Annotated in this window: 12 protein-coding genes; 3 read left to right on the forward strand and 9 right to left on the reverse strand. The window is 60.5% G+C overall.

Going from position 1 to position 14,521, the window contains the following annotated elements:
• The first annotated feature begins 465 nt into the window (after positions 1-465).
• On the forward strand, positions 466-3,255 hold the full coding sequence (mgtA, locus tag U4Y91_RS24555) for a magnesium-translocating P-type ATPase (protein ID WP_321807247.1): 2,790 nt from the start codon (positions 466-468) through the stop codon (positions 3,253-3,255).
• Between the two features lie 68 nt (positions 3,256-3,323).
• Positions 3,324-4,067 carry a transporter gene (locus U4Y91_RS24560; protein ID WP_321807248.1) on the forward strand — a complete coding sequence of 248 codons (744 nt, stop codon included), beginning with the start codon at positions 3,324-3,326 and terminating at the stop codon, positions 4,065-4,067.
• Positions 4,068-4,139: 72 nt separating this feature from the next.
• Here U4Y91_RS24560 and U4Y91_RS24565 read toward each other — a convergent pair whose 3' ends face one another.
• The 3 genes from U4Y91_RS24565 to U4Y91_RS36785 form a co-directional block, all read right to left on the reverse strand.
• Entirely contained in the window at positions 4,140-4,424 is a 285-nt protein-coding gene (locus tag U4Y91_RS24565; protein WP_321807249.1) for a transcriptional regulator, read from the reverse strand.
• A gap of 71 nt (positions 4,425-4,495) precedes the next feature.
• Positions 4,496-5,371 (reverse strand): LysR family transcriptional regulator, encoded by an 876-nt coding sequence (locus U4Y91_RS24570; RefSeq protein ID WP_321807250.1) that lies wholly within the window; start codon positions 5,369-5,371, stop codon positions 4,496-4,498.
• A gap of 185 nt (positions 5,372-5,556) precedes the next feature.
• Positions 5,557-5,850, reverse strand: coding sequence for a hypothetical protein (locus U4Y91_RS36785; RefSeq protein ID WP_415750490.1), 294 nt, complete (start codon positions 5,848-5,850; stop codon positions 5,557-5,559).
• A 391-nt stretch (positions 5,851-6,241) separates the two neighbouring features.
• Between U4Y91_RS36785 and tssF the strand changes: the two genes are divergently transcribed.
• On the forward strand, positions 6,242-8,053 hold the full coding sequence (gene tssF / locus U4Y91_RS24580) for a type VI secretion system baseplate subunit TssF (RefSeq protein WP_321807251.1): 1,812 nt from the start codon (positions 6,242-6,244) through the stop codon (positions 8,051-8,053).
• 50 nt (positions 8,054-8,103) lie between these two features.
• On the opposite strand, the gene U4Y91_RS24585 is transcribed toward tssF, so the two are convergent.
• Genes U4Y91_RS24585 through U4Y91_RS24610 form a run of 6 tightly spaced genes read right to left on the reverse strand, consistent with a single transcriptional unit; the run spans position 8,104 to position 14,519 of the window.
• Positions 8,104-8,355, reverse strand: coding sequence for a PAAR domain-containing protein (locus tag U4Y91_RS24585; RefSeq protein ID WP_321800506.1), 252 nt, complete (start codon positions 8,353-8,355; stop codon positions 8,104-8,106).
• Positions 8,356-8,366: 11 nt separating this feature from the next.
• Positions 8,367-9,098, reverse strand: a complete 732-nt coding sequence (locus U4Y91_RS24590; protein WP_321807252.1) for a putative type VI secretion system effector — start codon at positions 9,096-9,098, stop codon at positions 8,367-8,369.
• 21 nt (positions 9,099-9,119) lie between these two features.
• Positions 9,120-9,851, reverse strand: coding sequence for a putative type VI secretion system effector (locus U4Y91_RS24595; RefSeq protein WP_321807253.1), 732 nt, complete (start codon positions 9,849-9,851; stop codon positions 9,120-9,122).
• Positions 9,852-9,872: 21 nt separating this feature from the next.
• Complete coding sequence (locus U4Y91_RS24600) at positions 9,873-10,604, reverse strand: putative type VI secretion system effector (protein WP_321807254.1); 732 nt, start codon at positions 10,602-10,604, stop codon at positions 9,873-9,875.
• The gene (locus U4Y91_RS24605; protein ID WP_321807255.1) at positions 10,601-13,501 is read right to left on the reverse strand and encodes a T6SS effector BTH_I2691 family protein; all 2,901 of its coding nucleotides are present in this window, start codon (positions 13,499-13,501) and stop codon (positions 10,601-10,603) included. The genes U4Y91_RS24600 and U4Y91_RS24605 overlap by 4 nt, the downstream gene beginning before the upstream one ends.
• Positions 13,502-13,544: 43 nt before the next feature.
• Entirely contained in the window at positions 13,545-14,519 is a 975-nt protein-coding gene (locus U4Y91_RS24610; RefSeq protein ID WP_321807256.1) for a DUF4123 domain-containing protein, read from the reverse strand.
• Positions 14,520-14,521: the final 2 nt, after the last annotated feature.

Below are 14,521 nucleotides of genomic sequence, written 5' to 3' on the forward strand. Positions count from 1 at the left end.
GAGCCTCGTCTTCTGCCGCATCCCGGGAAGCAGGATGCGGCGTCCTTCCGGCCTGACCGGCCAGAATCCCCCGCCGAATTTTTTCGATATCGCCGAATGTCCGCGCTGCGCAACCCTGCGTTGCAGCGTGCGTACGTTCGTGCTGCGCGCAGCGCAAGCTGCGTGCGTGTTCCGTTCGCGTGCCGGCCGGCCGCGCGCCCTCGTGCGTGCGCGGCTGCCGATCGCCCGTGCCGCCTACTCGCAACCGACAGGAGTGCAGATGAACTCGGACGACAGTAGTCGATTACCGCTCGCCGGTGCGACGCCGCGCATCGATCCTTCGGCCGCACTCCGCGCGCCGGCGAGCGTTCCCCCCTTCACCGATCCACAGCCGATCGCGCCTGACGCGACGCGGCGGGGAGCGCTCGTGCGTCGCTGACGTCACGGTCGCTCCCCGCCCGCCGCCTCGTGCGCAAGGAGCGACTCATGACACAACACAACACTTCGCAAACATCGCAAAAGAAACAGCGCGGCTTCATCAACGCCGGCCCCGGTCAGCAGAACGAACCGCGCAACATGCGCGCCGCGCAGGAAGCGGCCCGCCCGCTCGAAGAAACCTTCAAGTCGCTGCGCACCAGCACGCGCGGCCTCACCTACGACCAGGCCGCCGACCGCCTGCAGCACAACGGTCCGAACGAGATCGCGCACGACAAGCCGCCGCACTGGACGCGCCAGCTGCTGCACGCGTTCCACAATCCGTTCGTTTACGTGCTGCTGGTGCTGGCCACGATCAGCTTCTGCACCGACGTCTACTTCGCAGCGCCCGGCGATCGCGACTTCGTCGGGATGACGATCCTGCTGACGATGGTCACGATCAGCGCGCTGCTGCGCTTCGTGCAGGAGTTCCGGTCGCTGCGCGCGGCCGAAAAGCTCAAGGCGATGGTCCGTACGACGGCGACCGTGCAGCGCGCGGTGACCGACGTGTCCGAGCCCGCGCGCCGCGAGGTGCCGATGCGCGAAGTGGTGGTCGGCGACATCGTGTACCTGTCGGCCGGCGACATGATCCCCGCCGACGTGCGCCTGCTCGCGTCGCGCGACCTGTTCATCAGCCAGGCCGTGCTGACCGGCGAAGCGCTGCCGGTCGAGAAATACGACACGCTCGGCGCGGTCGCCGGCAAGTCGGCCGGCACGGGCAGCGCAGGCGCGACGGGCACGCCAGCCGCCGCGAACGGCGCGTCGAAGTCGCTGCTCGATCTCGAGAACGTGTGCTTCATGGGCACCAACGTGGTGAGCGGCACCGCGACGGCCGTGGTCGTCGCGACCGGCGAAGACACCTACTTCGGTTCGCTCGCGCGCAACGTCGTGAGCCACAAGCGCATCGAAACGAGCTTCGACCGCGGCGTCGCGAGCGTGAGCTGGCTGCTGATCAAGTTCATGTTCGTGATGGTGCCGATCGTGTTCATGATCAACGGCCTGACCAAGGGCGACTGGCTGAGCGCGCTCACGTTCGCGCTCGCGGTGGCCGTCGGCCTCACGCCCGAGATGCTGCCGATGATCGTCAGCGCGAACCTCGCGCGCGGGGCGATCGCGATGGCGCGTCGCAAGGTCGTCGTGAAGCGGCTGAACTCGGTGCAGAACTTCGGCGCGATGGACGTGCTGTGCACCGACAAGACCGGCACGCTCACGCAGGACAAGATCATCCTCGAGCATCATCTCGACCTGTCCGGCCACAAGAACGAGGACATCCTGCGGCTCGGCTGGCTGAACAGCTTTCATCAGAGCGGCCAGAAGAACCTGATCGACCTCGCGGTGGTCGCGCGCGCCGACGAGATCGGCGAGCGCGTGAAGCCGCAAGGCTACAAGAAGATCGACGAACTGCCGTTCGACTTCGTGCGGCGTCGCCTGTCGGTCGTGGTCGAGGACACGCACGGCACGCACCAGCTGATCTGCAAGGGCGCGGTCGAGGAAATGCTCGCGGTGTCGACCCACGTGCAGGACGAGGACGGCGTGCGCCCGCTCGACTTCGTCGCACGCAAGCGGCTGCTCGAACAGGCGAACGCGTACAACGAGGACGGCTTCCGCGTGCTGGTGCTCGCGACGCGCACGATCCCGCGCGGCGACGAACGCGAACAATACCGCACCGCCGACGAGCGCGATCTCGTCGTGCGCGGCTTCCTGACCTTCCTCGATCCGCCGAAGGAATCGGCCGCGCCGGCACTCGCCGCGCTGCGCGAGAACGGCGTGTCGGTGAAGGTGCTGACGGGCGACAACCCGACCGTCACGATGAAGGTCTGCCGCCAGGTCGGCCTCGAACCGGGCAAACCGATGCTCGGCGCCGAAATCGAGGCCCTCGACGACGCGACGCTCGCCGAGGTCGTCGAACGCACGACGGTGTTCGCGAAGCTCACGCCGCTTCAGAAGGCGCGCATCGTGAAGGCGCTGCAGGCGAACGGCCACACGGTCGGCTTCCTCGGCGACGGCATCAACGACGCACCGGCGCTGCGCGACGCCGACGTCGGCATCTCGGTCGACAGCGGCGCCGACATCGCGAAGGAAACGGCCGACATCATCCTGCTCGAAAAGAGCCTGATGGTGCTCGAGGAAGGCGTGATCAAGGGCCGCGAGACGTTCGGCAACATCCTGAAGTACCTGAACATGACCGCGAGCTCGAACTTCGGCAACGTGTTCTCGGTGCTCGTCGCCAGCGCGTTCCTGCCGTGGGAGCCGATGCTCGCGACCCAGTTGCTCGTGCTGAACCTGATCTACGACACGTCGCAGATGCTGCTGCCGTGGGACAAGATGGATCCGGAGTTCCTGAAGAAGCCGCGCAAGTGGGAAGCCGGCAACATCGGCCGCTTCATGCTGTGGGTCGGGCCGACGTCGTCGGTGTTCGACATCACGACCTACGTGCTGATGTGGACCGTGTTCGGCGCGGGCGCGATGTATCACCTGCACGGCGGTTCGGGCGGCCAGATCGTGATGAACTCGGGCTGGTTCATCGAGAGCCTCGTGTCGCAGACGCTCGTCGTGCACCTGCTGCGCACGCAGAAGATCCCGTTCCTGCAGAGCACGGCCGCGCTGCCGGTGCTGCTGTCGACGTTCACCGCGATCGCGATCGGCTGCTGGCTGCCGTTCTCGCCGTTCGCGGATTCGCTTGGCTTCATGCACCTGCCGGGCACCTACTGGCTGTGGCTCGCGGCGACGATGGTCGGCTACATCCTGCTCGCGCAGATCGTCAAGACGATCTATGTGCGTCGCTACAAGCAGTGGTTCTGATTGCCTCCGAAACGACGGCGTGCCGGCCCGCGCGGGCCGGCCGCCCACGACGCAACAACGGTGACTTCATGAAAAGAATGCTTTCGCTCGCGGCCGCGAGCACCCTCCTCGCGCCGTTGTACGCGTACGCGGCCCATCCGCTCGTAAGCGACGACACGGGTACGCAGGGCGACGCGAACTGGCAGTTCGAGTTCAACGGCGAGGAAACCTCGAAACAGGATGAAAACGGCCGCCATCAATTGTGGAACGCGACGCTCACGCGCGGGTTCGGCGAGCACGTCGATCTCTACGTGAACGCGCCTTACACGCATCTGCAAACGCGCACCGACGAACACGGCGCAGGCATCGGCGACGTCGAGATCGGCATGAAGTGGCGCTTCGTCGAACGCGGGCCGCTATCGCTTGCGCTGAAACCGACGGTGACGATGCCGACCGGCAACGACAGTCGCGGGCTCGGCACAGGACGCGTCGGCACCGGCGCCACGCTGCTCGCGCAAGCCGACGTCGCGCGCTTCTCGCTGCTCGCGAATGCGGGCCTCGCGTACCAGCCGAACCGCCAGGGCGACCTGCGCTCGGTCTGGGCCGTGTCGGCCGCGGCGCTCTACAAGGCGACCGACAAGGTGCAGCTCGTGGCCGACATCGGCCTGTCGCGCAACACCGAAAGCACGGCTGGCGCGAATCCGGCGTTCGTGATTGCGGGCGCGATCTACTCGCCGAAGCCCTGGCTCGATCTCGACGTCGGCTACCGGCATGGGCTGAACGACCAGACCTACCGTCATTCCGTCATGGGTGGGGTGACGGCGCGGTGGTGATGCCGTGCCGCTGCGGCCGACGCAGCATGTCGAACCGCAATATCACGGGTCGCCTTCGGGCGACCCGTTTTTTCATCCGCGGTCGCTCGCACCGAACAGTTGCGTGCACACGGCGCGCCCCTCTTCGGTCAAGGCGGCGCTGCCGGTGCCGTCGTCGTTCAGCGTCGTCGCGCTCAGGCCGGCGGCGTCGAGCTGCGTCAGCACGCGGCGCAGCGTGCTCATCGGCAATTGCGTGCGCTTCGCGATCTTCGGCAGCGACCACGTTTTGCCGGACGGATCGGTCGCGGCTTCATGCAGCGTCGCGAGCGTCGCAACGAGTGCGGGATCGAGCGGGGAGTCATCGGGTTCTGAAGTCATCGGTTCGGGTTCGTGAGCCGGCGCCGGGCCGGCATTCGGGCGGAAGGCGATCGCGGACACTATACGCCCGGTCATGCGCCCTTGATCGCGGCGCGCATGAACGACACGAAACGCGTGGTCACGGGATCGTCGCGGCCGGACAGCCACGCGAGCCCGACGCGCCATTTCGCGTCCCTGCCGGCGAGCGGCAACACGGTCGCGTCGCGCAGCAGGTACTGCGCGTGCGACGGAATGAACGCGACGCCGACCCCGGCCGCGACCGACGTGAGCACCGATTGCACGTCCTCCGCCTGCTGCGTGACCTGCGGCACGAAGTGCCGCTCGACGCACCACCGGTCGATCTGCGCGGCGAGCCCGGGGCCGCGTGCGCGCTGCAGCGCGATGAAGCCGATCTCGTTGAGCACGTCGAGATCGGCCGGCACCCGCTTGAAGCCGAGGTGCGGCGGAACCGCGAGCGCGAGCGCCTCGTCGATCACCTTGAACGACGACAACCCTTCATCCGACGGCAAACGCAGGAACCCGGCGTCGAGCTTGCCGGCGCGCAGCCGACGGGTTTGCTCGGACGATGACAGGTCGCTCAGCGTGACCGCGACACCCGGATTGCGGCGCCGGAATTCCGCGACGAGTTTCGGCACGAGCGTCAGCACGGACAGGCAGATGCCGAGCCGCAGATGGCCGCGTTGCCCGCTGGTCGCCTCCCGTGCACGCGCGAGGATTTCGTCGGCATCGCGCACGAGCGCCTGTGCGTCGGGCAGGAAGCGTTCACCGAACGGGGTCAGCTCCGCGCCATGCCTGCCGCGTTCGAACAGCTTGCCGCCGAGGCTCGCCTCGAGCGCGCCGATCTGCTTGCTCAGCGCCGGCTGGCTCATGTGCAACGTGTCGGCCGCGCGGCTGAAATGGCTGAGCTCGGTGACCGTCAGGAAGGTGCGCAGCAGTTTCAATTCCATTCTTAAAAGGAATCGTATCGATCGAAACATTCATTTTACTGATCGAATGGCGTAACGTTCAATACGGACATGCCCTTCCCGGAATTCACTGTCATGTCTCTTGATCAAGCGGCCGAGTGCTCGGCTGATACATCGTGCGATGCCGTCGTCACGGCCGATGCACGCGCAACGAAGCATCGTGCCGGTCACAGCGACGGACGCAGCCGCCGTTTTCGCATCGGCGATGCGATCGAAGACGCGCCGGCACGCACCGTGACGGGTTCGATCGCGATCAGCTTTGCGGTAGTGTCGCGGCGGAACTGGCCGCGCTGAACCACGCCACCTACTGCGGTGTGCCCCCGTCGAACATTCATCGTCATCGGTTTGTAGCGTCGTACCGCCATCTCCAGCGTTGCGCGGCAACGACGACATTCGGCCACGTGCATCGCGATCCCCTCAAGGTTCTCTTGATGGATGCTGATCTGCTCGTCGGTCGACACGAACGGTGAATTCGGGCCGCCGTCCTGCCCGCGACCGGTAGTCACCGGCGAAGCGGTGCTTCGTCTTCAATCCGCGATGGGTCGAATCCAGGCAAACCGGTCCATGCTTTCGACTGCGTCGCGCAAAGCGCGACTACGGCCCGGCACCGCATGTAATTCGTCATGTTGGGACATGTACGACAAAGATATGTGACCGGCAGTACGAAATCGAGAAAGCCGTTTCGGATTCACCGATCGTGGAATTGGAATTCCCCGAGTCGATCGACGGTTTTTTTCGTCAAGCGGTTATCATGGCAACGTCAGACGTTAGCGTGCCCGACACCATTCAGCGCAACCGAAACAGTCGGCGAATATATCGGTTCGCCGCCTTGCAGGTTCATCACTTCACGCAATGGATCAACTGCTTCCGCACTACGAACGAGAACTCGCGCTACTGCGCCGATCGATTGGAACCTTCGCGACACGCTATCCCAAAATTGCCGTTCGCCTGGGGATTTCCGGCGACCATTCCGAAGATCCCCATATCGAACGGATGTTGCAGTCGTTCGCCCTCCTCGCCGCGGATATAGGCAATCGGCTCGACGACAACTATCCTGAATTTGCCGAAGCGCTCCTCGGCATGCTGTATCCCCAGTATCTTCGAGCGGTTCCGGCATGCGCAGTTGCCCAGTTCGATGTCTCGGACATGTTCGACAAGCTCACCGAACCATCGCTTATTGCCCGCGACACGGAACTCGCAAGCAAGGTAGAAGACTGCCGTTTCCGCACCGTATATGACGTCACGCTGGCGCCTGTGCGCATTTCGGCAGCGCGCTACGCATCGGCTACGGCGGCTCCCTCCGACGTCGTGCTGCCTCCCGGTACGACCGGCCTGCTCTCCATCACCTTCGAGGTTGCGCGGCCCGACTTTCGCATCGAAGCCGTCCCCAGCCCGTTGCGCATCCATGTCAACGGCACCCGCGAGGTCGTCGGTGCAGTAATGGACACGATGACGATGCGCACGGTTGCGGCCTTCGTCGAAAACATCGAACGTCGCTGGTCAATGCTGCCCACACCGCCGCTCACCGCCGTAGGCTTCGATGGCGCCGAGAAACTGATCGACGAAGACGACGGGCCGCCGGCCCTGCGGCTACTGAGCGAATATTTTGCGTTTCCGAAGAAATTCGATTTCATTGACGTCGACCTCGCCGCGCTCGCGCATGCGGCAGGTTCCGGCCAGCAGCTCACATTGCATCTCGCGATTTGTGGCGTTCATCCGGATTCGTGGACGGCACAGCGACTGAAAAATCTGTCGGCGGACAATCTGAAGCTCTTTTGCACGCCGATCGTCAACCTGTTTCGGCTTACGTCGCTACCAGTCAAGCGGAATCCGATCACGGACACGTACCCCGTGCAATCCCAGAATACGGATGCCGCCGGCGTCGAAATCTGGTCCGTCGACGCGGTCCGCACCACCACGAGCCGATCCGGTGCGAACATCATTCATCCGTTCACGTCGCTCATGCACGGCAGTTCCGCCAAACCGGCCGGTCCCTATTGGGTTCTCAAGCAACACAACGCCGCCTCGCCATCGGGAAAAAAGGAAACCGCGCTGAGCCTGGTCGAACTCGACGGCCAACCGGCGACCGACACCGGGATCGAGCAGATAACGGCGGATGTCTCCTGCTCGAATGGCAGTCTCCCTCGCGCGATGCGGGCCGGAGCCGAGGACGGTGATCTGGTGAACGAACAGGGAACGATGGTTTCACGCATCGTGATGCTGGACGCACCGACGGAAGTCGCACGATTGTCGAAGGAAGGTGATGCGGCTTGGCGGCTCATCACGCAGTTCGCCCCGCACTCGATCGAATTGACCCGCACCGGGCTCGTGGAACTAAAGCGCCTGTTCCGCCAATTCGCTGCTCACTCTGCGGGATACGCGAACCTGCTCGACGGACTGACGAATCTGAGCCATCGCGTCAAGCGGCTCTGGCTTCCGGGAGAGCCGATGCCGAGCTTCGTGCGAGGTCTCGAAGTGACGTTGACGGTCGATGAGCAAGCGTTTGCCGCCGCCAGTCTCAGCACATTCATCGTCGTGATGGATCACTTCTTCGCCGTACATGCGCCAGTGACGAGTTTCGTCCAACTTGTCGTGATGTCGGCTAACACAGGCGCGGAAATTCGACGTTGCACGCCGCGGCCAGGCACAATCATGCTCGCCTGACTGCCTGCCCCGAAGCCTCAACGATCAAGTCGCGCCGCAATTCGTCCAGGTCACGTAAGGCTCGAAATCAGGTGACAGCCGCAGGTCGCCCGGTGACCGTGCCGGGCAATCGGAACACCGTTATCTGTCATCGATTCGTCACCCTCCTCGATCAAATTCGGTTTGACGTCTGGGTGTTGGGGGCAGGATACCTCGTCGCCCTTGCGAGCAACGAAACGGCCGTCGAAACGCATCGTCGATGAACCGGTGATCACCTTGCCGCCGTGGTCGGTGTCGTCACCGATGCGGATGAGATTCATCATCGTCGATTGCCTTACGGGCGGTAGCGAAAGTAGTGAATGCCATATTCGAGGTCTCGAGTCTCCGGCTTCATCTGCTTCGACGAGCGCACGAGATTGATCCTACGTACATCGCTCCAGCCGTAGCACGAGAAAATGACCTCAGCCAGTCTAGCAACGTGCTTCATCTTCAGATAGGCGCGATAAAACAAGATCCAGAATATCAATAGAGAAAAGGCACCTGCACCCCCCAAGACTATTATGAGAGTCGCCCTATCGATACCATCGGCGTCACGTGACAACATGAAGCACATTAGGGTGTATATCGGCACAAAAAACCACATCATAATCTTCATCAGCCACCGATAAAGGGCCGTCCTCCCCCTCGTCGCATGCGGATACACTGCCACCACATCGTCCCGAACTCTCCGTATTGAATAGGTAAAGTACCTGCCACACGGCCTCAATTCGGCAACTATCTCGACCTCATCACCCTCTTTCATCGGCATTTTCCAGAGCCATCCCTCGACCAGCTTGCCGTCCAGTTCAAACTCCACCCAGTCCGCCTCTTCTTCTGAGTTCGCTGAAGACTGAATCAACCCGATTGCATATGCACCAATGCCAGCCAACGCTGCACCGGCCGCCGTCGCTTGTATGTAGGCGTGCTGTGCTTCACTCAAGACGAAGTCTTGCTGGCGACGCCGGCACTTCAGCTTGCTGATCGTGCCTCGCAGCACCTGGACCGCATATTCTCGCTCAGAACTCATGCCATCTCCGCCATCCACCCCTCAAGGCCGATAACGAAAGTAGTGAATGCCATATTCGAGGTCTCGAGTCTCCGGCTTCATCTGCTTCGACGAACGCACGAGATTGATCCTACGTACATCGCCCCAGCCGTAGCACGAGAAAATGACTTCGGCCAATTTAGCAAAGTGCCTCATCTTCATATAAGCACGGTGAAATAGTATCCAGAAAATCATTAGAGCGGCGACGCCGGTTACGCCGAGGAATATTACAAGCGTCGTTCGCTCAACACCATCGGCGTCGCGGAATAGTAGAATGCACAACAACCCAAAAATAGGGACAAATAGACTCAGCATGATCTTCATCAGCCATCGATAAAGTGCTGACCTCCCTCTCGCTGCGTGCGGATACACTGCCACCACATCATCACTGATCCGTCGGACGGAGTAGGCAAAGTATCGATCCCGTGGCCTCAACTCAGCAACAATCTCGACCTCATCACCCTCTTTCATCGGCATTTTCCAGAGCCATCCCTCGACCAGCTTGCCGTCCAGCTCAAACTCCACCCAGTCCGCCTCTTCTTCAGAGTCTGCTGAAGACTGAATCAACCCGATTGCAAATGCCCCCATGCCCGCCAACGCCGCACCGGCCGCCGTCGCTTGTATGTAGGCGTGCTGTGCTTCATTCAAGACGAAGTCCTGCTGGCGACGCCGGCACTTCAGCTTGCTGATCGTGCCTCGCAGCACCTGGACCGCATATTCTCGCTCAGAACTCATGCCATCTCCGCCGTCCGCACCTCAAGGCCGATAGCGGAAGTAGTGAATGCCATAGTCGAGATCTCGCTTCTCCGGCTTCATCTGTTTCGACGAACGCACAAGATTGATCCCGCGCACATCGCTCCAGCCATAGCATGAGAAAATGACTTCAGCCAGTCTAGCAAAGCGTTTCATCTTCAGATAGGCACGGTGAAATAATATCCAAAAAACAAGTAACGAAAAAATCCATGCGGCGGCCATTACTAAGATATGCGTATTTAAATCAACTCCCGCGTGATCGCGGGACATCAGGACCGTTACAATGCCACTGCAAAACACCCACGTAGTCAACATGATCGTCATCAGCCATCGATAGAGTGCTGACCTACCTTTTGTCGCGTGCGGATAAACCGCGACAACATCATCATTGACCCTTCGGATCGAGTAGGCGAAGTAGCGATCACGCGGCCTCGGTTCGGCTACGATCTCCACCTCGTCACCCTCTTTCATTGGCATCTTCCAGAGCCATCCCTCGATCTGCTTGCCGTCGAGTTCAAACTCCACCCAGTCCGCCTCTTCTTCGGAGTTCGCTGAAGACTGAATCAACCCGATTGCATATGCACCCATGCCAGCCAACGCTGCACCGGCCGCCGTCGCTTGTATGTAGGCGTGCTGTGCTTCACTCAAGACGAAGTCTTGCTGGCGACGCCGGCATCTCAACTTGCTGATCGTGCCTTGAAGCTTCTGAACTGCATATTCACGCTCCAGACTCATGCCATCTCCGTCATTGCCTTATCGAAGTCTTTTTCCTGCTGCGTCATGCCCGAATATCTCTCCACACTGTGATCTTTCACCCGCAGAATAGCCTCCCGCCCGGTGCCAAATGCGCATCGAGAGCACCACGACTCCAATTCGTCCGGAGTGAGGGCATCAGCAAGTATTTGCAGTGCAAACAACCCAATCGCCGCTTCCCACGTAATCAACATGCTAACCGCTCGGAGCGAAGCAAGCATTGCCACTCGCGGCGCAACGGTCTCAACCGCCATGATGACGACTCGACTCCCGGACCGGGCTGCCAGTTTCTTGAACAGCGGCGCAGCAGTACTAATAGCGTCGATCACAAAGGCCGTACCGCTCGCTACCCCGATTCCCGCCTTCACGAACAACACTGCCATCACATCGTATTGACCGGCCTTTTCCTTCTTGCTACCTGCTCCAGCATCCAACCAAGCCGCCGCAAACGCCCCAGCTCCCGACAAAAAGCCCCCCACCATCTTCCAACTCATCGTCCGAACAGCCTTCTTCAGCGCCCCGTAATACGGAGTCATCGTGATTGTGATGATCGATGCACTGAGCGATGCGCCCGACTTGATCAGCTTGGTGTTGGTATCTTCGTCCTTGGACTCCGACAACAGATGCCAGAAGTTCACCAACTCACACAGCGCAGCAATCACCGCGATGCGACCGAGACGAAGTTCCTTCATCGCGTTCGCGTCCTTGTCGGCCTTCAACTTTTCCCATACCTCATACAACTCGGTGGCCGGGTTTGGCCCCGCCTTCGTCGACGCCGTTAACACGGTTCGCGCCGTACGAAAGCGCTGCAAAATTTCGCTTCGACTCACTTTGTCATACAGGGCTTGCTTGCGGACGAGTGTCAGCGCGTCTTCGACAGGTATGCCCGCTCGCTGGAGAAACAGCGTCTGAACAATCTTCTCACCGACAAAATCGCCCAACTTATTGATTCGGAGTTTTTCGAAGACTCGATCACCAATATTCATGAGCAGAACGTCACGCCCTTGCTCCTTGTACATTGCTCCCAAGTACGAGATCTTCGCCGGGTTTGTCTCGAGCGCCAATTTCGAATATTTCTTATAGTAGTCGGTCAGTTTGCCGATGTACTTCACTGCCGTTACGACATATTTGACACCATCGTCTTCCAGCGGCTTATCCTTGTGCTCCAACGCGCTGGCGAGCAGTTTCTCAAGCTCCTCGCGCCCAGCTGGATGGTTCATGGCAACCGCCCGCCACACTATGCTTTCCTTGTCCGTCGGCTTCCAGCGCCCGACCAGATCATCGAGAATCGTAAGTCCTTTGGGCGTTGACCCCAGCCCGTCGATTGCCATTGCAACCACAACCTCGAATTCGAAGCTGTCACTAAGATCGTCGCAGTAATAGTCCTCCAGCGTGTCCGAAAGAAGTTTCGCCCGCAACCATTTTCCGACATCGTTGCTGCGCGTTTCCTGCAATTGGAACACCGTGTCTTGCAATTTCTTGTATGGCTTGCGGAAGTCCTCGATCCGCTTGCGCTGAAGCCGGGCTTCGTACCTAGACCATTCGGACTTCTGCATTCTGTCCAGATTGCGATCATGGAACCCGGGTTGCGCTTTCGCATACTCACGCGCTTCGTCCATGATCTCATCGCGGTACTTGCCAAGGTAGGGCGCGCTTGAACTCGCGCTGCCCGCGCGACTAAATCGGCCAATCTGGATAAGACGCGTCTGATAGCTCCCCGGAATGTTATTGACAGCCATCCAGTCAAGATCGTCATAATACGCATTGATCTCTTGGGCACGCGCCGCATCCGCGCCCGCCAGCGCTCTGGTGCGTTGCGCGGCCAAACCCGCGCGGGCTGTCGCCGAGCCGAGCGGTGTCATCGCATGCGCCTCTTTCGCCATGGCCTCCTGAGTGGCGAGGTTCTGTTTCGTACGCGAATCGACGATACGTTTGGCCGTGTCGATGTCGTTCAGGGCCATCACTTTCATGCCGAGTTCCTGCTGCGACCCATATCGGTCAAGCCAGGACACCGGGTCGTTTCGAAAGCCGTTCAGTTCGTGAACGTTGCCAACCGCATCCCACAAAGCGAACAGCATTGGGGGATAGGTCGACGAAGTAGCCCCGCCTCCACCTGCATCCGTTTTTCCAACGTGGCCCATCATTTTCACAAGCGACTGGCTCGCCGATGCTGGCGATGCCTGCCGAATGTTCAAAGGATAACGCGACACCTCACGGGCAAGCAGATCTTCTCGATAGCTACCATCGTCTGCAGTAAAGCGCTGCTTGTCGTCAAACAGGCCCAACTGTTTTGCATCCAGGCCCGGCATGTATTCGAGTACATCGTTAACTGACGACTCCGTTGCAACGACCGCGTGGCCTGTCCCATCCTTTCCGGTAGCGATCCATTTTGACGGCTCGATCCATTGCATGCGTTGTTCACGCAAGTCTACGTAAACCTCGTATTTATCGAAAGTTCGTGGATGCCATGCAAGTTGCGAGAATGCGATATAGACCTTGCCCGTACACAGTTCGGGTTGCTCGATCGCGATGACGTCCATCGGTACGGCGATGGCACACTGTGCACAGTTCGGATGGGTCGTCGGAACCGACGGCAGCGGTCGCGACTGCTTCCATAACCTACCGTCTTCAGTCACCTTGTATGCCTCCCAGTAATTGGTACCACGTGCACCTACCGGGTAGAAAAGATAGAGCCAACCGTCGCGCAAAGTCCGGAGGCCATACTGATGCTCGGTGAGGCTGACGTTCGTCACACGGTCGCCGACGATGCCGGCGGGCATCTTGGCCTTTACCGTTTTGGGCAGGACGGTGTACCGCACCGGCAAGATCGGCAGCCCCGTTTTCTCACAGTTGGCACATTTCTGGTTATTTGCTGCCATACGCTCTCTTCGTATCGAATTCAGGCAATTTTGCCAACACCAATCAACGGAACGACGAAGCGCTCAATCGCTCGTACCAGGCACCGTCTCGAATTTCCGCGACATCTTGTTCTGTCAATACACCAACGGCTGCCGTATAAAACTTATCTGGCGCTCTCGCGCCCAAAAGCTGCAGCACTTTCGGATGTAGATCGAACTGCGGATGCCATGTCAGCGCATTCTCAATGAATGCCACGCGATCGTCCCGGTCAAAGAGTCCATAGTGCTCCGCACGCTCGGCGGCAGCGACTGCCGCAGCAACTTCGGATGATTCCGGTTGACGTTCAACCTTCATGGCATACAACGCAAGCGCTCTATTGACCAATCCGTGACGATGAATCTGCTGCCATTGCTCCGTCGTCAACGAAAGATCAGCACGTGACCCTGCCGACACACTGTACGTGCGAGGTTTGGCGCCCGCGTCGAGCGCATGCCATACCGTTACCGGCCCCAGCAGCGCCTGCTGTTGCTCTTGTGAAAGCACTGGCCAGATCAAACTGAGTGCTCGCGTATCATAGAAGCGCAGCACAGACGGCAGCCCGTCCTCGTTGTACTGTAGAACGTGGCGGCCCCAATGCTCGGCGACCGCATCCAACGATGCCTCACTGGCGAGCCATCCACCGACACGCTGCCCCAGTCCTTCGGCCATTGACATCGGGCGACGATCCTCGAAGGCAATCTTCACACTCTCCGCCAAAACTCCAGCGCCTTCGGGCGTAGCAAGGTCCAAGTCGACAAGATATGGCCGGTGACTGTCGGGAAACGCGTCGTGCCTGATCTCCACGATCGCACGCGTCAATTCCCGGAACCGCTCGGCTTCCTCGTCGTCATTTGTGAAATCCCGCTGGCTCGGATCGACGACGAGATAACAGTGCATCTCCGGCCGCTTGCTGAAATATGTGCGCAAGCTGCTGACAGCCGCAGCTATCGCGGCGGCCTCCCGGGATTCGTCCACACCTGGCGCGTCTGAGTTGTCCATAT

Source organism: Burkholderia sp. BCC1993 (assembly GCF_905339865.1).
Lineage (GTDB): Bacteria > Pseudomonadota > Gammaproteobacteria > Burkholderiales > Burkholderiaceae > Burkholderia.